Source organism: Streptomyces sp. NPDC044002 (genome assembly GCF_056434525.1).
This window is the reverse complement of the sequence record NZ_JBWKEZ010000028.1, coordinates 64,155-86,021: the sequence shown is the minus strand read 5'-3', so window position 1 is coordinate 86,021 and position 21,867 is coordinate 64,155. Positions and strand designations below refer to the sequence as shown.

Genomic DNA, 21,867 nt, shown 5'->3' with positions numbered 1-21,867 from the left:
GTCAACGCAGGCTCCCGCGCAGGTCCCACAGCCGGCGCCAGGTCGCCGAGCCGTCCTCGGCGCGGCGGCGGACCGGGCCGTCCCAGTAGCCCAGCAGCCGCCCGTGGTCGGCGGGGTCGTCCTTGCGCACCACGCCCAGCAGGTGCCCCGGCAGCAGGTCCAGCACGTCACCGCCCGGCAGGTACGCGGCGGACACCCCCAGGGAGGCCGCCACCTGGACGGCCTCGGCGGTGGACATGACCGTGCCGGGCCGCTCCACGTCCCAGCCCTCGGCGCTGCGCCCCGAACGCAGGTCCCGGAAGACGGTGACGAGCGCGTCGAGGACGGAGTCGTCGACCCCGAAGGCGGCGCCGGCGCGCTCGACGGCGGCGACGGCCTGCCGCCGGATCAGCGAGGCCTCGGCGTCCGGGTCGGCGATCGGGCCGACGGTCTCGAAGTTGAAGCGCCGCTTGAGGGCTGCGGACATCTCCGAGACGCCCCGGTCACGCAGGTTGGCGGTGGCGATGACGGTGAAACCGGGGACGGCCGACACCACCGCGTCCTCGGTGGCGGTCAGTTCGGGCACGCTGACCCGCCGGTCGGACAGGATCGACACCAGCGCGTCCTGCACCTCCGGCAGGCAGCGGGTGATCTCCTCGACCCGCGCCACCCGGCCCGTCCGCATCGCGGAGAGCACGGGGGAGTCGACCAGGGCCTGCGGGGTGGGGCCCTGGGCGAGCAGCAGCGCGTAGTTCCAGCCGTAGCGGAAGGCGTCCTCGGTGGTGCCGGCGGTGCCCTGGACGGTGAGCTCGCTGGTGCCGCACACGGCGGCCGACAGCAGCTCGGACAGCATCGACTTGGCGGTGCCCGGCTCACCGGTGAGGAGCAGCCCGCGCTCCCCGGCCAGGGTGACCACGCAGCGTTCCACCAGGGCGCGTTCGCCGACGAACTTCGGGGCGATCACCAGCTTCGACGGGAGTCCGGCACGGCGCCGCGGCAGGGCCAGTTCCTCGCCCGCGCTGCCGCACACGAAGGTCACCACCGCGCGCGGTGTGAGCGCCCAGCCGGGCGGGCGGGGGCCGCTGTCCTGGGCGGCGAGGAAGGCGAGTTCGGCGGCGTACCGCTCCTCGGCGGGCATCGCCTGCCGGGCGGGGGCGGACTGTTCGGTGACGGTCATCAGTTCTCAGGTCCTCTGGCTTGTCAGAAGTACGGAAGAAGGAGCGGGCGGGGCCCGGTGGGGGCGCGGCGGCCGCTGCCGCGCCCCGCCACCGGTTCCGTCCGCCGGAGGCAGCCGCGGATCAGCGCCGGCGGGCGCCGGTCCGCTTCACCTTCAGCTCCTCGAAGCGCGGTACGTCGCCCTCGCGGACCCGCGCCCAGGCCCGGCGGTACAGCTCCGCGGCCGGCTCGGCGGGCACCAGCACGCCGAGCGCCGGACGGCCGCCCGCCGCCAGGGCGTACATCGGCAGCTTCCACGTCTCGACCGGCAGGACCGGCGCTCCGGGCTCGGACCAGCCGCCGGGCAGGAATAGGGAGCGCCCGGCCCGGGAGCGGGCGGCCGCCACCACCAGGTCGGTGGCGGCCAGTTCGGTGCGGGCCGCCTTCATCCGGGCCGGCTTCCAGCCCGTCCACCGCGCCGTGTTGCGGTCGGTGGGGTCGGGCATCGCCAGCAGCGCCAGGTACAGCGCGGCCGCGTCGGCGCCCAGCCCGTACGCCCCGGACACCTCCGCCACCAGCTCGGGCACGCTGCGCGACGGGTCCTGCGGCCACCAGGTGCCCTCCTTGCCGAGGCCGCCCGCGACGGGCGCCCCCGGGTCGGCGAGCAGTGCGGCGAACGCCGGGTCCTGGACCAGGCGCAGCGCCGTCTCGGCTCCCGAGGGCTGCTGTTCGGTGCCGCGCAGCAGCGGCAGGTACGGGTCGGAGCCGGTCGAGTCCAGCAGCGCGGGGCGCACCGCGGGCCGGGGCTGCGTGTCGTGCGTGGCCAGCACCACCGCGCCGTACCGCTCGTAGCCCTCGCCGGTCTCGGTGGGGGCGCCGGCCGCCTTGCGGAAGTCGGGCAGCCGGACGTAGTGCCCGACGGTCAGCAGCAGTCCGGGCGCGGCCAGGCGCTGGCGCAGCGCGGTGAGCGCGGGCGGCAGGCTCGCCCGTACCGGGTCTCCGGCGGGCAGCCGGTGCGCGAGCCAGGCCGTCAGGGCGGCGGCCCCGGTCAGCACTTCCGCGTCGAAGGGCCGGTCCACGGGGACGGCGGGCTCCACGTGGTCGCCCTTGACCGTCCACGCGACATCGGTGGTCAGCACCTCGGAGGACGCCGCGTCGAGCAGCGCGGGCAGTGCCCGGTGCGGGGCCCAGCCGCCGCGGACGTCCTTGACGGCCTCGGCGAGGAGCCACTCGGGCACGGGCGTACGACGGCCCACGCGCTCGTTCCACACCCGCGCGGCGGCGGCCGCGTCCGGGCCGTCGGTCCACAGCCGCGCCGGGTCGGCGGGCAGCAGCGCCGCCACCAGGGCGCGCCGGACCTCCACGCCGAGCTCCTTCAGGTCGTCGCGGGCGTTCACGGCGTCGCCGGCCTTCAGCCGGAGGGTGTCGCGCAGCCCGGCGGGAAGGAAGGAGCGCTCCCACGAGTCCAGGTACGGCAGGCCCGCGAGGACCATCCGGGCCACGGCGGAGGAGACCCCGGTGAGCTGCGCGAACTCCTCGGCGGCCGCCGGGAACCAGGGAGCCGGGCCGCGCTCGGCCGCCTCCTTCAGGAAGGCGGCGGCCCAGTCCGCGCCGCGCCCGGGGTCGCCGGCCGTTTCGGCCGTTCCGGACAGGGTGTAGGGGGCGGGCACGGCGAAGGCGCCCGCCGGGTCGTGCAGCAGCGCGTCGAACTCGCGGGTCTTCGGGAACTCCAGGGTCTGCTCGTTGAGGGCGAGCAGGGCGCCGCCGCCGAGCGGGAGCACGGCGCGGTGCCGGCCGCCCCGGCCGCGCTCACGGCCGTCGGCCCCCAGCAGGTGGGCGGTGTCGATCCGCACCCGGACGCGCCGCCACCGCTCGGCCGACGCCGCGGCCGATGCCAGGCCCAGGGCGTCCACCTCGGCGAGCAGCTTCAGCAGTGCCGCCCGCTCCTCCTCGGTGGTCTCCCCGGTGACGACCGCGCGGTAGGCGACCGCGGCGGGGGCGTCCAGGAACAGTCCGGCCCAGGGGAAGGAGGAATGGGCGATCTTCGGGGTGTCCACGTGCAGCAGGCCCGGCACCGCCTCGGCCGCGGTGAAGGAGACACCCGCCGCCAGGGAGCGCAGGAGGCGGTACGTCCCGTCGGCGTCCCCGCCGAAGTGGCGGTGGTACGGGGTGCCGGTCAGCCCGTGCAGCGCACGGTCGAGGAGCTGGTCGGCCGGGCCCTTCCGGACCGGGTCCTTCGGCCGCTCGGGGCCCGGCTTCAGCGCCTCCGCCACCTTCGCCAGGGCCTTGCGCTGGGTCAGCGCCGAGCGGAGGGTGTCGACCACGCCGCCGAGCAGCGCGGGCGCGGTGACGCCGGGCAGGGCCGCGGCGACGAGCGCCGGCAGGTCCGTGCGCTTCTCGGCCTGCGCGCCTGCCGCCAGCAGGGCCCCGGCGGCGCGCCCGTCCATGGCGCGCAGCACCGCCGAGCCCTCGGGGTCGCGGGGCCGCAGGCAGTACCAGTAGGCGAGCTTCGGGAGTTCGGTGTGGCCGGTCCAGTAGAGGCCGCCGTTGTGGTCGGAGGTGACCCGGCAGGTGACGGCGCCCTCGGGGTCGGTCAGGGCCAGGGTCCGCCAGTCCTGGGAGACGGCGCGCGGCCGGTCGTCGCCGGGGAAGGCGACCGCGGCGCGCGGCAGGGGGCCGCCCTCGCGGACGGTGACGGCGCGTCCGGTGTTGTCGGAGCCGTGCCAGCCCTCTCCGCGCCGGTACACCACCCGCCAGCCGAGCAGCCCGTCGACGGGCGCGCCCAGCACGGAGCCCTCGACGGCGGGCGTCGGCCGCAGCCAGTTCTGGCCGACGTGGTCGTTCAGGACGCTGCCGGCCGGGTGGCCCTCCAGGGCGTCGGCGAGGAAGCCCGGCAGGGAGCGCCGCCCGACCGCGCCCGTGGCCGGGTCGTACTCGGCCCAGCCCCAGTCGCCGGGGCGGCCGCCCTGGTCCCACACCCAGTACGAGGTGCCGTCGGTGATGACGGCCTGCTCGGCGGGCAGCCTGCTGTCGCCCGCGTGCAGCGGGGCGCCGCCGCCGGTGGTGCGGCCGCCGCCGGGCAGGGCCAGGCTGACGTGCTCGGAGCGCACCGACCAGTAGTTGGCCGAGGAGTCCAGGGTGAGGACGTCGTCGGGGGCGCTGAGCCAGTAGCCCTGGACCGGGCCGTCGTAGGAGGCCCAGAAGACGAGCAGGTCGCCGTCGGTGTAGTGGAAGCCGTGGTTGTAGCGGTCGCCCGGCGGGATCCGCAGGTCGTGGGTGAGCACGGTGGAGTCGGCGTCGATGACCCGGACCTGAGTGGAGTTGGCGACGATGACGTACGGCCAGGCGTCCATCACGGTCAGCCGGGTGCGGCCGCGGCCGGGCGACAGCTCGGTGACGGCGGCCTCCCAGGCCGGCCAGACCAGTTCCTCGAACAGGCCGCCCCGAAGGGTGCGGGCCAGGATCTCGCCCAGGTCGGCGGAGGCGGCCCGGGACACCTCCTCGGGGGCCAGCGCCAGGGCCTCGGACGGCAGCCAGGTGAGCCGGCGCAGCGCCTCCGGCAGCTCCGGCAGCGCCGCGGCCGTGGACTCGCCGGCCACCCGGCGGACCCACTCGGCCACCAGCGGGGCGCTGCCGGGCGCCTCGGCGAGGAGCCGCACGGTCCCGCGGTCGCCCGACATGTGGGTGTTGAAGCGGTCCAGGGTGCGGAGGAACGCGGGACGCATCCGCTCGTCCGCGCACAGCGCCCGCAGGTCGCGCCGCTCCGCCGAACGGGCCCAGCCGTCCAGGCCCAGCACCTCGTTGGACCCGGGGGCGGCCACGGTCAGCCCGTACGAGAGCAGCAGGTCGAGCAGGTCCACGTCCTGGGGGCCGAGGCGCAGGCCCTCCTCCCGCCCAGGCTCGGCGAGTTCGGTGCGCAGCACGCCGGCGCAGCGGTCGACCAGCGGGAGCAGCGCGGGCAGCGGCGGCGGGGTGCCCCAGCCGGTGTGCCGGGCGGTGTGGAAGCGCTCCAGCCAGCCCGCGGTGCCGTCGGCGGGGCGCTCCTCGGCCGGCCGGCCGGGGTCCGCCAGCCCGGCGGTGGCGCCGGACTCCTCCAGCACCTCCAGCCACAGGGCGGCCAGTTCCCCGGCGTCGCCGCCGCCGGAGGGGGTGATGCCGAGGAGGGTGCCGCGTACGGCGGGCTCGCGCTTGGCGAGGGCGACGAGGGCCGTGCGGTGGGCCTTCCACCAGCCGGCCGCGGCGCGCAGGGTGGCGGGCAGCGGCAGCAGTTCGGCGAGGTACTCCTGCTCGGGCACGCTGCCGGTCAGCCCGGCCGCGCGGGCCAGCCGGCGGAGCTCGACGGCGGCCTGCGCGGAGGGGGCGAGCCCGCCCGCGGTGCGGCGTACGCACAGGCGCCGGAAGCGCTCGAAGGCCTCGGCGGGGGAGACCCGCTGGGCCAGCTCCTTGCCGTAGCCGGTGAGCACCTTCACCGGCAGGGCGCCGGCCAGGGCGAATTCCAGGAAGACGGCGTCGAGCCGGTCCTCGTCGACGGCCAGGCCGTAGCGGGCCTCGCTGGTGCGGGCACGGCCGAACAGCTGCGCCGCGTAGGTGGTGTTCTCGACGGCGAGGAAGACGCGCGCGGCCTGCTCGTAGAAGACGGGCAGGAAGTGCGGGACGGCGGCGGCGAGCCGGTCGGCCAGTTCGGTGCAGGCGTCGAGGGCGGCCTTGGGCTTGGTCTTGGCCTGCCGGGCCAGCCGGTCCAGTTCGGGGACCACGGCCAGCGCGTGGTGTCCGTCCTCGGGGTGGTGCACCAGCACCCACTCCGGGAAGCCGAGCGCCTGGCGCCGGCCGAGGCCGACCACCTGCGGCTCGCCGTCCGGTACGAGGCCCAGGAAGCCGGCGGCGAGGTCCTCGGCGGCGCCGAGCTCGGCCGCGGCGAGGCGGACCACGACGCGCCCGTCCCCGAGGGCCGGGTGGCGGTACGCCCGCGCGGTGAGGGGGACGGCCGAGGCGCCCGCCCCGGCGGTGCCGACGGGCAGGACGGCACCCGCCGCCAGCAGTTCGGCGGCGGCGTCGGCGTGGTCGGCGGTGTGACCGGCCGTGCCCGTGGTGCCGTTGGTGCCCGTGGTGCCGTTGGTGTCGGTGGTGCTCACGCTTCGTCCCCGCCCTGTTCGATCCTGCGCCCGGCGTACAGCGCCGCGGCCATCCGCATGCCCTCGGACCAGGCCACCGGTCCGACCTCGCCGAGGCGTACCGCCCGGCCGTCCTCGTCGTGCCAGTTCAGCGCCCCGGTGCTGGTCTCGTCGTCCCAGTAGGGCTCGCCGATCCACACGGCCGCCTCCACGGCCCGGCCGGAGTCGCGCACCTTGCAGGTGGCGTAGCCGCCGGAGACCCGGTAGCCGAGGCCCGTGGCGCGGGCCGCGAGGCCGAACCGGGTGGGGAACACCCCGCCCGCGTAGTCGCGCACCTCGGTCGCGGCCGGCTCGAGGTCCGCGGGCTTCTCCCAGGTGGGCCGGTGGATCTGCTCGACCCGCTGGGTGATGTCCAGCTCGGCCGCGAACTCCCGTACGTCGTCCAGGTCGGGCAGCAGCACCGGGTGCGGCAGGGTCACCGTGCGCGGGGAGAGGCGTACGGTCTCGCCGTCGAGGTTGACCACCTTCAGCTCGCCGTCGGGGGTGGCGTCGCGCAGGAAGCCCACCTCGTCGGGGTCGTCGTCGGGGACCACCGCGAGGTCGCGCAGCGCGGCCTGCCAGGCCCCGTCGGGCCAGACCCGGGCGAGGAGTCCGGTCGGCACCGGCAGCGAGGACACCATCCAGGTGTCCACCTGGGCCGCGCAGGCCGCCTCGTGCCGCTCCAGCCACTCGGCGAGCCGTCGCAGCCGGTCCACCTCGGGGTGGTCGCGCAGCGCCTTCGGCAGTGCCTTCAACTGCCGTCCCCCGGGCCGCCGTACCGCGACCTTCCCCTCCACGAGGGAGATCTCGTACCCCTCGTCCAACGCCAGCCAGCCCATCAGTGCGCGCCCCTCCGCCTGTCCGAAAACGGTCTTGCGCAGCCCGGGAGAAGGCGCGAACGCCCGTCGAGCTGCGGTATGCGGGGAGACTAGCGACCCCCACTGACAACGTGGAGGGGAGGGCTCCGGGTGAGGGTCCCGGATACGCCGACGCCCCCGGTCCGTGGGGACCGGGGGCGTCGGGCAAACGGCTTGACGGCGGGTCAGGCCGCGCCGGCGGGTCAGACCGCCTCGGCGGGCTCCGCGGCCTTCGACGGCGCGGCCTCCGCGGAGGCGGACCGGACCACGCGCGGACCGTGGCCGGAACGCAGTCCGAGCCAGCTGATCAGCGCGACGAGGGCGAAGGCGACGGCCCCGATCCAGAAGGTGAGGGTGAATCCGGACTCGGCGGGCAGCGGCGGGACGCCCTGGGGCAGGTGCTCGACGGTCTTCGACGCCAGGATCGTGGTGACGATGGCGCTGCCGATCGCGCTGCCAGTGGAGCGGGAGATGGAGTTGATGCCGTTGGCGATGCCGCTCTGGTGGTGCGGGACGCTCGACATGATCACCGCGGGCATGGCGGCGTAGCCGAAGCTGACGGCCGCGCCGACGACGAGGCCGGCGCCGATCACCGAGAAGGTGTGGCCGTGGTCGAGCGCCAGCCAGCCGAAGCCGGCGGCGCCGAGCGCGGCGGCCACGGTGAGCGCGAGGCGGGGTCCGCGGTGGCGCACCAGCTGGCCGCCGACGGGGGAGGCGAGCAGCGAGACGATCGCGCCGGGCAGCAGGAACTGGACGGAGGCGCGCAGGATGGACGCGTCGAAGCCGTAGCCGGTGAGCTTCTCGGGCATCTGGACGAGGTAGGAGACGCCCAGGAAGTTCGCGAACATGCCGAAGCCGACGAGGATGCCGGCCAGGTTGGCCATGAGCACCGGGCGGTGGACGAACATCTTCATGTCGACGAGCGGCTCGGCGACCTTGCGCTCGACCAGGACCCAGACGGCCGTCATCACGGCGGCGCCGGCGAAGCTGCCCAGGGTGCGGGCGGAGGACCAGCCCCACTCGTGGCCCTGGGAGATGGGCAGCAGGAGCAGCAGCAGGGCGATGCCGAGGGTCAGCGCGCCGAGGAAGTCGGTGCGCCCGCCGGTCTTGTGCCGGGTGGCGGGGACCAGGAACAGCACGGCGAGCAGGGCCACGACGGCGAAGCCGGTCGCCATCCAGAAGGCGTTGCGGTAGTCGGCGCCCTCGCCGGAGGTCAGCAGGCCGGTGGCGACCAGCGCCAGGCCGCTGCCGAACGCGAGCGTGCCGCTGACCAGCGCCATCGCGCCCGGCAGCTTCTGCGGCCGGACCTCCTCGCGCAGCACGGACAGCGCCAGCGGGAAGATCGCGGTCGCGGCGCCCTGGAGCACCCGGCCCAGGATCAGCAGGGGCAGGGAGGTCGCCAGCGCGGCCACCACGGAACCCGCCACCATCACGCCGAGGACGGCCACCAGGGTGGGCTTCTTGCCGTGCTGGTCGCCGAAGCGGCCGAGCAGCGGGGTGAAGACGGCGGCGGAGAGCAGGGTGGCGGTGGTCACCCAGCTCACGTTGGCGGTGGAGGTGCCGAGGTCGGTGCGGATCAGGCCCAGGATCGGTACGGGCAGGGTCTGCATCATCGACACGACCATGGCGGCGAGGCTCAGGGCGAAGACGATGACCGTCTCGTTGCCCTTCCTCGCTTCGGCGGGGGCGGATGCGGCGGAGCTCATGGCGGTGGACCTTCTCAATGCTTCAGGACGCAGATGTTTTATGTCATCAAGTACTTCGACGAAGGTAGCCAGAGATGGTTAAGGTGGTCAAGTAAAAGGTTGATAATGTCAACGATCCTCGGTTAGGCTCCCGGCCCATGAGCACCACCGCACCGCACCGTCCCACCAAGCTGGAACTGCTGGAACTCCTCGCGGCCATCGGCACGGCCCAGTGGCGCGACTTCGCCGCCGCGGCGGCCCGCCACGGGCTCACCTCCACGCAGGCCAAGGTCCTCGCCCAGCTGGACGGGCCCGTGCCGATGCGCGGCCTCGCGGCCCTGCTGGCCTGCGACGCCTCGAACGTCACCGGGATCGTGGACCGGCTCCAGGCGCGCGGGCTGGTGCGGCGCGAGCCCGAGCCGCGCGACCGCCGGGTCAAGAACGTCGTGGCGACCGACGAGGGCCGCGACGTGATGCGCCGGGTGCGCGAGGAGATGCAGGCCACCCACGGGGCGCTGGACGTGCTGGACGCGGCGGAGGGCGCGACCCTCTACGCCCTGCTGGAGCGGCTGCGCCCCGCCATGGAGCGCGAAGCCGCCTCCTGAACCCGGCCGGCGGCCGGTCCCGGTCGGCCGTAGTTCCGGCCGTCAGTCGCGGGGAGCGGCCTCGGCCGACTCGACGGCGGCGTCCAGGGCGGCCGTGAGGCGGCCCAGGTGCTGCTGGAGCTCGCGGATCTCGGCCAGCTCGAAGCCGGTCGCCCGCGCGATCCGGCGCGGCACCTCCACGGCCCGCACGCGCAGGGCCGAGCCCTCCTCGGTGAGCACCGCGTGCACCGAGCGCTCGTCCTCGGTGCTGCGCTCGCGCCGGATCAGGCCGGCCGCCTCCAGCCGCTTGAGCAGCGGCGAGAGCGTGCCCGAGTCGAGCCGCAGGTGCTGTCCGAGCTGCTTGACCGGCATCGTGCCGTGCTCCCAGAGCACCAGCATCACCAGGTACTGGGGGTAGGTCAGCCCCAGGTCCTTCAGGACGACCCGGTAGAGGCCCCCGAAGGCGCGGTTCGCGGCGCCCAGCGCGAAGCAGATCTGTCCGTCGAGGCGGAGGAAGTCCTCGTCGCGAAGGGGTTCGCGGAGGATGTCGGCGGGCTGCTCGGTCATGCGGCCAGTGTACCGGAGCCGACTTGCGAGCCATTGAGTTGTGCACAACTGAATTGTGTGCTCTATTTGTGGTCGAGGGTCGGCCACCGGCCGCCCCGCCCCTCCGAAAGGACCTCCCGATGGACGCGCTGTACACCGCCGTCGCCACCGCCAACGGCCGCGAGGGCCGCGCCGTCAGCTCCGACGGCCAGATCGACCTGCCCCTCGCCATGCCCCCGGCGCTCGGCGGCAACGGCCAGGGCACCAACCCCGAGCAGCTCTTCGCCGCCGGCTACGCCGCCTGCTTCGCCAGCGCCCTCGGCCTGGTCGGCCGGCAGGCGAAGGTCGACACCGGTGACGTGTCCGTCACCGCAGAGGCCTCCATCGGCCAGGACGCCGGCGGCTTCGGCCTCGCCGTCACCCTGCGCGTCGAGCTCCCCGCCCACCTGGAGGGCGAGACCGGCACCCTGCTGGTCAAGCAGGCCCACGAGGTCTGCCCCTACTCCAAGGCCACCCGGGGCAACATCCCGGTCGAGCTCGTCATCGAGTAATCGATCAATCGATTGATCGAGCAACCGGGCACGGCACACCCGGCCGCCCGTCAGGCGGTGCGCCGCGCGGCCACCACCGCGCAGGCCACCGCCAGCGGCAGCTCCGCGGCGAGCGCCATCAGCACCGCCGCGCCCTGCCCGGCCGTGCCGGCCGAGGTGGTGACGTCGAGCCAGGCGTCCGCCACCAGCAGCGCGGCCGTCGCCCCCGCCACCGCCGCGACCCGCGGGTCGCCCTTGCGCAGCAGCAGCCCCGTCCCGGTCAGGCCGGCGGCCAGCAGCGCGTCGAAGCCGACCCAGGCGGTGGACCAGTTGGACACCTCCGCCGTCTGCGGCAGCGTCCGCGCCAGCACCACCATCCACGGCAGCAGCGCCAGCCCGGCCCCCGTCAGCACCGCCGCCAGCCGCGGCGCGCGTCCGCGCACTGCCCCGGAGCGGGGGCGGGCCTGGAACTGCGGGGCGATGACGGCCATGGCTGCGGGTCTCCTTCCGGTCCGGCGGTCCGTCCGCCGGGCACACCACAACTCTGCTGGCCCGCAAGGAGAAGATCAGTAGCTCCACCGTCCCGATCGGGGGTGGTGCCAGGTACACCCCGGGCCGGATGCCAGGGTGGTGGTCGCCCCGTGATCCATCCGATTACCGTTGTGGACATGGCAACCCCCGGCGCGCTGAGGCGTACGTACACCTGGATCGCGTCGCACGCCCCCTGGTCGGCGTGGGCCTGGCGCAACACGGCCTTCGCCACGGCCGCCATCCCGCCCGCCCTGCCCCTGCTGCTCGGCGCCGCCGCCCTCGTCGCCCTCCCCGGCCACACCGCCCTCCCGCTGCTCCTCGTCCTCGCGCTCCGCCCGCTGCTGACCCTCCTCCAGCGCAGCCGCTTCCGGACGCTGCTCGGCCTGGACGTGCCGCCCGTCGTCCACGAACACCGCTGGGCGACCGTACGCGGCCTCACCGAACGGCTGCGCTCCGAGGCGACCTGGCGCCAGTACGGCTACCACCTCCTCGTCAGCCCGCTCGCCGCCGCCGGAGCGGCCGCACTCGTCCTCACCTGGGCCGGCGGCGCCGCCGCGGCCTCCGTCTACGGCTGGTACTGGGTGCTCCCCTCCGACGGCGAACTCCCCTCCCCGGGCTGGACGGCCCAGTACGACGCCATCACCGGCCTCGGCGTGCTCGCCCTGCTCGCCGCGCCCTGGCTGGCGGCGGCCCTCACCCGGATCGACGCCACCGCCGCGGCCGCCCTCCTCGGCCCCAACCGGGCCCGCGAACTGGAGCGCCGCGTCGAGGACCTCGCCGAGAGCCGGGCCGGCGTACTCGACGCGGCCGACCTCGAACGCCGCCGCATCGAACGCGACCTGCACGACGGCGCCCAACAGCGCCTGGTCTCCCTCGCCATGAACCTCGGCATCGCCCGCGCCACCCTCACCGACCTGCCCCCCGAGGCCCGGGCCGTCATCGACGAGGCCCACCGCGAGGCGAAGGAGGCCATCGAGGAACTCGGCAACCTGGTACGGGGCCTGCACCCGGCCGTACTGGAGGACCGCGGCCTGGACGCCGCGCTCTCCGGCATCGCCGCCCGCGCCCCGCTCCCCGTCGAACTCACCGTGGACCTCGCCCGGCGGCCCGGCTCCACCGTCGAGGCCGTCGCCTACTTCGTCGTCTCCGAAGCCCTCGCCAACGTGGCCAAGCACGCCCGCGCGCAACGCTGTTCGGTCCACGTCGGCCGCGTCGCCGGCGGCCGCCGGGGCGACCTGCTGCGCGTCGTCGTCACCGACGACGGCGTCGGCGGCGCCGACCCGGCGGGCGGCACCGGACTGACCGGCCTGCGCAAGCGCGTAGGGTCGGTCGACGGAACGATTCTGATCAACAGCCCCCTCGGGGGCCCGACCACCGTCACCGTGGAGCTGCCGTGCGGGCTGTGATCGCGGAGGACTCCGTCCTCCTGCGCATAGGTCTTGTCAAAGTCCTCGAAATGGCCGGATTCGAGGTGGCCGCCGAGACCGGCGACGCCGAAGGCGTGCTGGCCGCCGTCGAGGAACACCGCCCCGAACTCGCCCTCCTGGACGTCCGGATGCCGCCCGGGTTCACCGACGAGGGCGTCCGGGCCGCCCTGATGATCCGCAGCCAGTACCCCGGCACCGCCGTGCTGCTGCTCTCCCAGTTCGTGGAGGAACGCTACGCCGCCGACCTGCTGTCCTCCCGCAGCGGCGCCGGCATCGGCTACCTGCTCAAGCAGCGCGTCGCCGACGTCGAGGAGTTCATCGACGCCCTGCGCCGCGTCGCGGCCGGCGGCACCGCCCTCGACCCGCAGGTCGTCGCCCAGCTCCTGCTGCGCCGCGGCGGCCCCGACCCGCTGGAGCGGCTCACCCCGCGCGAGCGCGACGTCCTCGCCCTGATGGCCGAGGGCCGCTCCAACGCGGCCATCGCCGCCGGACTCGTCGTGAGTGAGAGCGCGGTCGCCAAGCACATCAACAACATCTTCGCCAAGCTCGACCTGCCCCCGGCCGCCGAGGCCCACCGCCGGGTCCTCGCCGTCCTGCGCTTCCTGGACGGCACCCCGTGACCGGTTCCGCCGCCGGGGGAAGCGGGCCGCGCCTCGCCTGGTACACCGCCGCCGCGCTCAGCGCCGTCCTGGTGGTGTCGGCGGCCGCCTGGCAGGCGGGGACCGGCGTCGGCGTGCGCAGGGGCACGGCCGTCGGCGGCAGCGGCGGCCGGACGGTGACCGCCGTGGAGGTGGTGGCGGGCCCGTCCGACGTGTCCGTCACCCCGCGCGGGGACGCCCAGGTCGGCTACCGGGCCGAGCTCACCTGGTCGTTCGAGGAGCCGGAGGTCGAGGAGAGCTGGCTCGGCGACACCCTCAGGCTCACCCCGCACTGCCCGGACGGCTCCTTCGGCGTTGCCGCAGGAGCCGGCTGCTCGGTGCGGCTCGCGGTGACCGTGCCGGCCGGCGTCCCGCTGAAGGTCTCCGGCGGCTCGGGCCGGATCAGCGTCAGCGGCATGGCCGCCGCGGTCGACGCCGAGACGGGCGCCGGCACGCTGCTCCTGGCCGACCTGCGCGGACCCCTGCGGGCCCGGGTCGGCGACGGCACCCTGCGGGCCACCGGCCTCACCGTCCCGCAGGCCGACATCCGCGCCGGAGCCGGCCGGGCGGACGCCCGCTTCGCGGCACCGCCGGAGCAGGTCACCGCCCGCGCGGGCGCCGGCCGGCTGGAACTCGTCCTGCCCCCGGACACCCGCTACCGCGTCAACTGCCGCGCGGGCCTGGGCCGCTGCGAGGCGGTGGACACCCTGAACGACCCCGCGGCCGCCCGCACCCTGGACATCGCGGTCGAGGCGGGCCACGCCACCGCGTCCTACCGCCCGGACGGCCCCTGACTCAGCGCCGCTCCAGCAGTCCCCGGACGTAGGCGGCCTGGCCCGCGTGCTGGAGGTCGTCCGTCAGGACGCTGACCAGGCGTACGCCCAGGCTGACCGGCGGGTCCCAGCGCTCGTCGACGATCCGCTCCAGGTCGGCGGCGGCCAGGCCCCGCACGTAGCGCAGGCTCTGCTCGTGGACCGCGTCGTAGTAGCCCAGCAACAGCCCGGGGGAGTCGACGCGGACCTTGCCCACCTCGGCGGCGGTGTGCCCGTATCCGATGCCGTCCACGGGCAGCGGCAGGGCGAAGCGGTCGGCCCAGCCGCCCGACCGCCATACCTGCTCCAGCCCCGCGACCTCGGCCACGTGGTCGTCCTGCACCCGCGTCAGGTGCCAGACCAGCCAGGCGATCGGGTTCGCCTCCGGGTCGGGCCGGGCGTTCAACTGCTCGGCCGTGAGCCCCTCGACCGTCTCGTGCACCACCTCCCGGATGCGTCCGAAGCCGTCCGCCAGTACCTCCGTGGCCTTCATCAGCAGTCCCCAGCCGTCTCTCTCGTCGCGTACGCCGTCGGGCCGTTCCGGGGACCACCTTGCTCGCCCGCCGCCGGGCGGGGCGGGCGACACTCCGTCAGCGGCGGGAGCGGCGCAGGAAGATGCCGGCCGCCGCGCCGGCGAGGGCGATCCCGGCGACGCCGACCGTGGTCCACCAGCCGCCGGAGCCGCCGGAAGAGCCCGTCGGCGCGGGCGCCGGGGAGGAGGGGGAGGGGGAGACAGGGGACGAGGGGCTCGCGGGGACGGACGGGGCCGCGGGGGCCGAAGCGGGGGGTGCCGCGGGGGAGGGGGAGGCCGGGGCCGACGGGGCCGGGTCCACGGCCGGTACCGCGATCTCCTGGTGCGCGTGCCCCAGCGAGGGGAAGCCCGCGTCGACGGTCACCTTCCACGAGCCGGGCGGCAGCGCCTCGGCCGTGACCCATCCCGCCGCCCGGCCGGCGTCGCGCACCAGCCGCCACGGGCCCTCGGTACGGCTCCCGTCGGCGCTGACGGCGTTCACGGTGGCGGCCACGGCCTCCTCGACGGCGTCACCGTCGTTCTCCCAGGTGACGTCGGCGGTGACCCGGCCGTCCCGCTGACCGGTGATGACCACCTTCAGGGTGTCGCCGTGGGCGTGGGCCGGCCCCGCCGCGCCCATGGCGAGGACGAGGCACAGCAGGGGGAGGGTGAGTGCGGCGAGGGCCAGGGCGGGGAGGTTCGGGAGGGGTCGGCGCATCGGCACGGTGCTCCAGGTGAGGGGAAGTGCGGGAGGGGAGACGAGGGGGCGGGCGGCCGTCGGGGAGTACGGCCGCCCGCCGGTTCGAGGGGGCTGGGTCAGCCGGCCTTGCGGGCCGTCCAGACCTGCGCCGGACGGCCGTCCGCGCGCTGGAGGTCGAGCAGCCAGGTCCCGTAGTAGGGCCGGTTGCTGACCGTCAGGGCGAAGCCGCCGCTCGGGTCGGTGATGGTCACCGCGCCGTCGCGGGAGGTCACCCGCCACTGCTGGGCGGCGGAGTTCCCGCAGGGCTGCTGCGCGACCCACATGCCCGCGGCGGCGGCGCCGCCGGGCTGGAGGCACTTGCCGGAGGCCGCGGACTTGATCCGGACCGTCCCGTTGCCCGCGTCGTCGAAGTACCACTGCTGCTGCGCGTAGCCGTTGGTCCGGTTCGCGACGAGCACGGTCCCGTCGGCGGTGCGCCCGCCCCACAGCTCGGCGGCCATGCCGCTGCTGCCGTTGCCGAGCACGTAGCGGGTGCCCGGGGTGGTGGCGCCGCCGCCCGTGTCGGTCGTCCGGAACGACGCGGCCTTGCCGGGGCCGCTGTCACGGCCGGAGCCGTCGCGGACCGACACGGCGGCCGTGTACGCGGTGCCGGGCTTCAGGTTGTAGACGCGCAGGGAGGTGGACTGGACCCAGGTCAGGTGCTTGTCGTTCAGCAGGACCTGGTACCAGGCGGCGCCCTCGGCCTTGGGCCAGCTCAGCACCACCGAGTCGGACTGGATCTGACCGGCCGTCACCGCCGGTGCGCCCGAGGGCTTCTTGGTGGGGGTCGGGCTGGGCTTCGCGGTGGGCGAGGGGTTCGGGTTCGGGTCCGGGTTGGTGCCGCCTCCGCCCGCGTTCTTCATCAGGAACTGGTTGTCGGCGATGTTCCAGTGGGTGGCCAGGTAGCTGCCCGGCTTCGGACTGGTGTGGAAGTAGTCGTCGTGGTTGCAGTCCAGGATGTTCTCGGACGCCTTGTTGGTGCAGATGTTGCGCATCTGCGGGTAGTACGGGGTGTCCGAGTAGCACATCACGTCCCACTCGTCGGTGCAGTGCGCGCCCCGGCTGGTGTTGGGCGCGCTGTTGTTGACCGCGCCCAGGTTGTGGCCGAGTTCGTGCGCGGCGGTGTGGCCGCCCCAGCAGCCCGAGTCGGTACGCCCGTAGGACGGGCCGAAGTTGCTCAGGTTGTTCTGGCCGGGCCGCTCGTCGCCGTTGAAGGTGCCGATGCCGCAGTACACCTGGGTGTCCGCGAAGATCATGTACTTGCGGTCGCGGCGGTCCAGGCCCTTGGCGGCCAGCGCGTTGTTGGTGGCGCTGAACTCCGAGAGCGCGGAGTCGGGGAGCTCGATGTTGAGCACCGAGGGCGTGCAGTCGGCGGCGGTCACGTAGCGGATGTGCCGGACTCCGCCGGTCTCCTTGGCGCTCGCCGCGTAGATGAGGTCGGCGTCGGCCGCCCACTTGCGGAACGAGGCGACGTACTCGGCGTACCGGTCGCGGCCGGGGCCGTGCGCGTAGACGACCTGGACGCGGTTGCCGGTGCTTCCGTCGCCGTCGCACTGGACGGTCTGTCCGGCCGGCCCGGCGGCGACCGCCTGGCTGCCCGAGGCGGGCGAGGCGGGCGGGGCCGGGGCCTTGGCGCTCGCGGCGGTGCGGGCGTCGGCGGCGGGCGCGTCCTGAGGACGCCCGCCGCCCTCGCCGGCCGCCGGGTCGGCGCTGGCCGGGGAGGCGGGGTCGGCCGCGGGGGCCTTGGTGCGGACGACGGGCTCGACGTCCTTCTTGATGTCGACGCCCCCGGGGGGAGCGTCGGGCCCGTGGGTGCACAGGCCGTCCTTCGTGCGGTAGACGCCGACGCAGCGGTCGCCCTTCGGGGCCGTCTCCAGCCCGTCGTAGACCAGGCCGCGGGTGCCCTCGTTCGCGGGCGCCTTGGCCAGCGGGGCCGGTTCGGCGTCCCGGGCCGGTGCGGCGGCCGGTTCGGCGGCCGCGGCGGGTGCCTCGGCCAGCGCGGTCGTGGTCGCCTCGGCGTCGCCGCCTATGCGGGAGTAGGCGATGCCTCCCGCGAGCACCGCCGCCGATGCCATGGCGGCGGTGAGGAGTATCAGCTTCCGGGGTTTGCGCCGGTGGTCGGGCTTGCGGCGCCGGCCGGTGGATCGTGCTGTCATGCGCACCTCAAGTCCGTGTCAGGAGAGTGGGTGCGCCGCAGCTTGCCAGATGAGCGGCTCGGAGAATTCGGACAAACGGGAGACCGGTCCGAGAAATCTATCCGTTACCTTGTTGTCTGATTTGATGAACTGTCAACTTGCTTTGAAATCAAGCAAGTTACGCGCGTTGCGGATCAAAGGTCCAGGCCTTTTCCGGGATCTCGTTATCAAATCGAGATATAAGGCGGAACCTTGTTGACGGGAATTCAGTCAGGTATTCATGCAAAAACTACCTGCCGAATTCCCCCCGTCACGAGCCGTGAAGCGGACGCGGCCGGCGCGCGCGGCCATGGGTGCCCAGGCCGCCCGGAAGGTGCGGCGCCGGCTTGGGCACCCGTACGGACTACCGGGCGGCGTCCCGTTCCCAGACGTAGAACCGCTGGGCCATGGCGTCCTTCGGGCTCCGCCACGTCGTCGGGTCGTGGGGGCTGACGAAGGCCGAGAGCCGCTCGCTCAGATCGACGAACTCCGGGTGCCGGACCACCTGGGCGATGGCCGGGCCCGGGTCCCGGTCGGCCTCGATCAGGTGCATGTACACGTCCCCGAACTGGAAGAGACTGCGGCGGCTGACCCCCACCAGGTGGGGCAGCTCACCCGCGTCCGAGGCGGCGAACAGTCCGGCGATGTCGGGCGCCGAACCGGGTGCCATACGGGCCACGATGAGGGCTTGGTGCATCGGGAGGTGTGCCTTTCGGGTGGGGAGCGGGTGGACGTGGAGGAGCCCTCAGCGGTGGCCGGCCGAGACCTTGCGGCCGCCCCGCCCCTCGATCTTGTCCCGGATGAGTTCCATCTGGATCCGGGAGTTGAGGTTGATCCGGTCGGTCATCCCCGCGTCGTCGATCGGCGCGTCCGGCTTCATCGCGAAGTCCTGCACCCACCGCATCCTGGTCCCGCCCGGCACCTCGCCGTACTCCCAGTGGATGTCCATGTGCGCGAACGGACCCGTCTCCACCCGGCGGGCCTTCACCGTCAGGCCCGCCCGGTCCACCGTCCGCTCCGAGACCCAGCTCCACACCACACCGTTCTCGTCCGGGTGCATCGCCAGCCGGAACCGGGTGGTGTTCCCGGTCTTCTCCAGGATCTCGATCGAGGCGTACTCGCTGAACAGCTTCGGCCAGTTGGGCAGGTCGTTCGTCACGTCCCACACGACGTCGACGGGCGCTTTGACCACGATCTCGTTGTCGGTGTGTCCAGGCATGTCAGGCTCCGGTCATGAGGCTGTTGTTGACGAGGTCGACGAACTCGCGCGGGCTCTTGCAGCGGTCCGCGTCCGTGGGCAGCGCGCGGCCCCGCCGGTTCTCCAGCTCACCGACGATGCCGAGCAGGCCCAGCGAGTCCAGGCCGTAGTCGTCGAACCGGGATTCCGGGCGGCTCGCCAGCTCCGTGGGGTCGACGGTGATGCCGGCGGTCTTCATGAGCGTCGCCAGCTCTTCCAGGGTCAGTCGGTCGGACATGGTGCCTTCTCTCTTTCCTGCTTCCGGGGGCCGGGCCCTTGGCCGCGCCCGGCCCTGACGAACGGGCGTCCCAGTCACTGCGCTGCGGATCCGGGCCCCTTGCGGAGGACGAGGGCCGCGTTCGAACCCATCCGGCCCCGGCTCAGCACGAGCGCGGTCCGCAGGGGGGCGACGCGGGCGCTGCCGGTGACCAGGTCGAGGTCGTGGCAGACGTCGAAGACGTTCGGGGTGGGAGGGACGACGCCGTGCTCCAGCGCCAGCACCGCGGCGGCCGCGTCGAGGGTGCCGGCCGCGCAGTACGCCCGCCCGGTACCGGTCTTGGGAGCGGTCACGGGCACCTTCGCGCCGTGCGCGCCCAGCGCCTCCCGGATCGCCCTCGCCTCCGCCGCGTCCGCCTCGGGCGTGCCCAGGGCGTCGGCGAAGACCACGTCCACCTCCTCGGGAGCCAGCCCCGCCTCCCGCAGCGCGCCGCGGATCGCGTGGGCCAGGCCCTCGCCCGACTCCTCCGGCCGGCCCGGCCCGGTGAAGGTGGCGGCGTGCCCCGCCAGCAGGGCCCGCACCGGCGCGCCCCGCCGCTCTGCCGCCCCGGCGTCCTCGACGGTGAACATGGCGCCGCCCTCCGCCGGGACGAACCCGCAGGCCTTCGCGGTGAACGGCCGGTAGGCGCGCTCCGGGTCCTCGGCGGTGCTGAGCCCCTCGTACCCGAGCTGGCAGACCACCGAGTACGGGGCGAGCGGCGCCTCCGTGGCGCCGACCAGCATCGCCCGGCTGCCCTGGCGGATCCCCCGGGCGGCGTGCGCGAAGGCGTCCAGCCCGCCCGCCTCGTCGCTCGCCACCACCCCGCAGGGACCCTTGAAGCCGCGCCGGATGGAGACCTGGCCGGTGCTGGCCGCGTAGAACCAGGCGATCGACTGGTACGGGCCGACGTAGCGGGGGCCCTGCCCCCACAGCCGCTGCAGCTCGCGCTGCCCGAACTCGCCGCCGCCCGAGCCGGCCGCGGTCACGACGCCCACCGCGTACGGATCGTCCTCGTAGTCCGCCCGGCCCAGCCGGGCGTGCTCCAGCGCGAGGTCGGCCGCCGCCAGCGCGTAGTGGCTGAACCGGTCGGTCTGCACGAGGAACCGGTCCTCGACCAGCCCTCCGGGCTCGAAGCCCCGTACCTCGCCGGCGACGCGCACCGGAAGGTGCTCGCACCCCTGCCGGGTCACCCGGTCCAGGACGCTCTCGCCCGCCTGGGTCGCCTTCCAGAAGGCGGCGGCGCCGATCCCGTTGGGCGCGACGACCCCGATGCCCGTGACGGCCACCGGCGGGCCGGCGGTAGGTCTGTTCACGCGCGTACCTCCTTGGGCTGGGTCATGACCACGGCGGACTGGAAGCCGCCGAAGCCGCTGCCGACGGACAGCACGCTGCGCAGGGTGTGGCTGCGGGCGGTGCGCGGCACGTAGTCCAGGTCGCATTCGGGGTCGGGGGTCTCGTAGTTCGCGGTCGGCGGCACCACCTGGTGCTTCATGGCCAGCACGCAGGCCGCGAGTTCGATCGCCCCGATGGCGCCGAGCGAGTGCCCCACCATGGACTTGATGGAGGTCATCGGCGTCCTGTAGGCGTGGTCGCCGAGCACCCGCTTGACGGCCGCCGTCTCGTGGCGGTCGTTCTGCTTGGTGCCGGAGCCGTGCGCGTTGACGTAGTCGACGTCCCGCGCGTCGATCCTGGCCTGGGCCAGGGCGGTGGATATCGCCCGGGCCATCTCCAGGCCCTCGGCGGTCAGCCCGGTCATGTGGTGGGCGTTGCCGAAGGTGGCGTAGCCGCCGATCTCGCAGTAGATCCGGGCCCCGCGGGCGCGGGCGTGCTCCAGCTCCTCCAGGACCAGCACCGCGCCGCCCTCGCCGAGGACGAACCCGTCCCGGTCGGCGTCGAAGGGGCGGGAGGCGTGCGCCGGGTCCTCGTTGTTCGCCGAGGTCGCCTTGATGGCGTCGAAGCAGGCCACGGTGATGGGGGAGACGGGGGAGTCCGACGCGCCGGCGACGCACACGTCCATCCGGCCCTCCTGGATGGAGTGCACCGCGTACCCGACGGCGTCGAGCCCCGAGGTGCAGCCGGTGGAGACGGTCTGCACCGGGCCGCGCGCCCCGGTCTGCTCCGCCACCGCCGAGGCCAGGGTGGCCGGGGTGAACGCGCGGTGCAGGAAGGGGGAGGAGAGGCGGTGGTCCACGTCCCACCACGCGCCCCGCTGGCTGACCGCGACGTAGTCGTGCTCCAGCCGGGTGGTACCGCCGACCGCGGTGCCGAGGGAGACGCCGGTGCGCCAGGCGCTCTCGCCGTCGAGCTCCAGCCCGGCGTCGGCCATCGCCTCGCGGGCGGCGACCAGGGCGAACTGGATGTAGCGGTCGGCCCGGGCCGCCTCGTCCTCGGTGAGGCCGTGCTCACCGGGTTCGAAGTCGACCTCGGCGGCTATCCGGGAGCGGAACCCGGACGGGTCGAAGAGGGTGATGCCACGGGTCGCCGTACGCCCGTTGGACAGCAGGTCCCAGAACGCGGCGGTGCCGATGCCGCCCGGGGCGACGACGCCCACCCCGGTCACGGCCACCCGCCGGCGCGTCACGAGACCACCCCGGTGCGCTCCGGCGGACGCTCCGCCCAGGCGGTGGCGTCCGGGTTCGGCGCCTCCTCGGTGTCCACGTGCCCGAGCTTCGGGTCCGGCGCGAGCGGGCCGAGGTGGAACACCATCCGGGCCTCGGTGCCGCCGACGTTGCGGAAGCGGTGGCGCACGTTCAGCGGGACGAGCAGGCCCTGGTCGACGCGCAGCGGGTGGGTCTCGCCGTCGAGGTCCACCTCCAGGGAGCCCGCGACCACGTACACGAACTCCTCGGAGTACGGATGGTAGTGCTCGGCGATCGACTCGCCGGGGGCCATCACCGCCAGGCCCATGAAGCCGCTGGTCGAGCCCACCGAGGTCGGGGTGAGGACGGCGCGCAGGTCCCCTCCGCGCCTGCGGTTGGGCTGGGTCTCGCTGAGGTCGACGATGCGCGGCTGATGTCTGGTCATGCTGACTTCCTCCTGGCGGATCGGAGCCTTGG

At 74.7% G+C, this 21,867-nt stretch carries 20 protein-coding genes; 5 read left to right on the top strand and 15 right to left on the bottom strand.

The window, feature by feature from the left end:
* Position 1: 1 nt before the first annotated feature.
* The 4 genes from AC07A6_RS21665 to AC07A6_RS21650 form a co-directional block, all read right to left on the bottom strand.
* Entirely contained in the window at positions 2–1,156 is a 1,155-nt protein-coding gene (locus tag AC07A6_RS21665) for an ATP-binding protein (protein WP_478778160.1), read from the bottom strand.
* A gap of 121 nt (positions 1,157–1,277) precedes the next feature.
* Positions 1,278–6,266, bottom strand: a complete 4,989-nt coding sequence (locus AC07A6_RS21660; RefSeq protein ID WP_478778159.1) for a DNA-binding protein — start codon at positions 6,264–6,266, stop codon at positions 1,278–1,280.
* The gene (locus AC07A6_RS21655) at positions 6,263–7,123 is read right to left on the bottom strand and encodes a DUF4132 domain-containing protein (protein WP_386274902.1); all 861 of its coding nucleotides are present in this window, start codon (positions 7,121–7,123) and stop codon (positions 6,263–6,265) included. The genes AC07A6_RS21660 and AC07A6_RS21655 overlap by 4 nt, the downstream gene beginning before the upstream one ends.
* 221 nt (positions 7,124–7,344) lie before the next feature.
* Positions 7,345–8,847, bottom strand: coding sequence for an MFS transporter (locus AC07A6_RS21650; RefSeq protein WP_362462174.1), 1,503 nt, complete (start codon positions 8,845–8,847; stop codon positions 7,345–7,347).
* Between the two features lie 137 nt (positions 8,848–8,984).
* On the opposite strand from AC07A6_RS21650, the gene AC07A6_RS21645 reads away from it, so the two are divergent.
* Positions 8,985–9,431: a MarR family winged helix-turn-helix transcriptional regulator gene (locus AC07A6_RS21645; protein ID WP_362462177.1), complete on the top strand. Its 447-nt coding sequence runs from the start codon at positions 8,985–8,987 to the stop codon at positions 9,429–9,431.
* Between the two features lie 42 nt (positions 9,432–9,473).
* On the opposite strand, the gene AC07A6_RS21640 is transcribed toward AC07A6_RS21645, so the two are convergent.
* Complete coding sequence (locus AC07A6_RS21640) at positions 9,474–9,977, bottom strand: MarR family winged helix-turn-helix transcriptional regulator (RefSeq protein ID WP_362462180.1); 504 nt, start codon at positions 9,975–9,977, stop codon at positions 9,474–9,476.
* Positions 9,978–10,096: 119 nt separating this feature from the next.
* On the opposite strand from AC07A6_RS21640, the gene AC07A6_RS21635 reads away from it, so the two are divergent.
* On the top strand, positions 10,097–10,507 hold the full coding sequence (locus AC07A6_RS21635; RefSeq protein WP_007262362.1) for an organic hydroperoxide resistance protein: 411 nt from the start codon (positions 10,097–10,099) through the stop codon (positions 10,505–10,507).
* A gap of 50 nt (positions 10,508–10,557) precedes the next feature.
* Here the strand turns inward: AC07A6_RS21635 and AC07A6_RS21630 are convergent, their stop codons facing one another.
* Positions 10,558–10,977: an LPXTG cell wall anchor domain-containing protein gene (locus tag AC07A6_RS21630; RefSeq protein ID WP_362462184.1), complete on the bottom strand. Its 420-nt coding sequence runs from the start codon at positions 10,975–10,977 to the stop codon at positions 10,558–10,560.
* Positions 10,978–11,154: 177 nt separating this feature from the next.
* On the opposite strand from AC07A6_RS21630, the gene AC07A6_RS21625 reads away from it, so the two are divergent.
* Genes AC07A6_RS21625 through AC07A6_RS21615 form a run of 3 tightly spaced genes read left to right on the top strand, consistent with a single transcriptional unit; the run spans position 11,155 to position 13,876 of the window.
* Positions 11,155–12,423 carry a sensor histidine kinase gene (locus tag AC07A6_RS21625; RefSeq protein ID WP_478778158.1) on the top strand — a complete coding sequence of 423 codons (1,269 nt, stop codon included), beginning with the start codon at positions 11,155–11,157 and terminating at the stop codon, positions 12,421–12,423.
* Positions 12,411–13,064 carry a response regulator transcription factor gene (locus tag AC07A6_RS21620; RefSeq protein ID WP_362462187.1) on the top strand — a complete coding sequence of 218 codons (654 nt, stop codon included), beginning with the start codon at positions 12,411–12,413 and terminating at the stop codon, positions 13,062–13,064. The genes AC07A6_RS21625 and AC07A6_RS21620 overlap by 13 nt, the downstream gene beginning before the upstream one ends.
* Entirely contained in the window at positions 13,061–13,876 is an 816-nt protein-coding gene (locus AC07A6_RS21615; protein WP_478778157.1) for a DUF4097 family beta strand repeat-containing protein, read from the top strand. Before AC07A6_RS21620 ends, AC07A6_RS21615 begins: the two co-directional genes overlap by 4 nt.
* Before the next feature lies 1 nt (position 13,877).
* On the opposite strand, the gene AC07A6_RS21610 is transcribed toward AC07A6_RS21615, so the two are convergent.
* From AC07A6_RS21610 to AC07A6_RS21570, 9 genes are all read right to left on the bottom strand, one after another.
* Positions 13,878–14,387 carry a mycothiol transferase gene (locus tag AC07A6_RS21610; RefSeq protein ID WP_362462193.1) on the bottom strand — a complete coding sequence of 170 codons (510 nt, stop codon included), beginning with the start codon at positions 14,385–14,387 and terminating at the stop codon, positions 13,878–13,880.
* A 97-nt stretch (positions 14,388–14,484) separates the two neighbouring features.
* Complete coding sequence (locus tag AC07A6_RS21605) at positions 14,485–15,123, bottom strand: hypothetical protein (RefSeq protein WP_478778156.1); 639 nt, start codon at positions 15,121–15,123, stop codon at positions 14,485–14,487.
* Between the two features lie 98 nt (positions 15,124–15,221).
* On the bottom strand, positions 15,222–17,300 hold the full coding sequence (locus AC07A6_RS21600) for an RICIN domain-containing protein (protein WP_478778155.1): 2,079 nt from the start codon (positions 17,298–17,300) through the stop codon (positions 15,222–15,224).
* A gap of 382 nt (positions 17,301–17,682) precedes the next feature.
* Positions 17,683–18,015, bottom strand: coding sequence for a TcmI family type II polyketide cyclase (locus AC07A6_RS21595; protein WP_362462201.1), 333 nt, complete (start codon positions 18,013–18,015; stop codon positions 17,683–17,685).
* Positions 18,016–18,063: 48 nt separating this feature from the next.
* Positions 18,064–18,537, bottom strand: coding sequence for an SRPBCC family protein (locus tag AC07A6_RS21590; RefSeq protein ID WP_362462204.1), 474 nt, complete (start codon positions 18,535–18,537; stop codon positions 18,064–18,066).
* A gap of 1 nt (position 18,538) precedes the next feature.
* The gene (locus AC07A6_RS21585; RefSeq protein WP_362462207.1) at positions 18,539–18,793 is read right to left on the bottom strand and encodes an acyl carrier protein; all 255 of its coding nucleotides are present in this window, start codon (positions 18,791–18,793) and stop codon (positions 18,539–18,541) included.
* 74 nt (positions 18,794–18,867) lie between these two features.
* Positions 18,868–20,124 carry a beta-ketoacyl synthase N-terminal-like domain-containing protein gene (locus tag AC07A6_RS21580; RefSeq protein WP_362462210.1) on the bottom strand — a complete coding sequence of 419 codons (1,257 nt, stop codon included), beginning with the start codon at positions 20,122–20,124 and terminating at the stop codon, positions 18,868–18,870.
* On the bottom strand, positions 20,121–21,392 hold the full coding sequence (locus AC07A6_RS21575; RefSeq protein WP_478778154.1) for a beta-ketoacyl-[acyl-carrier-protein] synthase family protein: 1,272 nt from the start codon (positions 21,390–21,392) through the stop codon (positions 20,121–20,123). The genes AC07A6_RS21580 and AC07A6_RS21575 overlap by 4 nt, the downstream gene beginning before the upstream one ends.
* A complete protein-coding gene (locus AC07A6_RS21570) occupies positions 21,389–21,835 on the bottom strand; it encodes a cupin domain-containing protein (protein WP_362462216.1) in 447 nt (148 codons plus the stop codon). The genes AC07A6_RS21575 and AC07A6_RS21570 overlap by 4 nt, the downstream gene beginning before the upstream one ends.
* Positions 21,836–21,867: the final 32 nt, after the last annotated feature.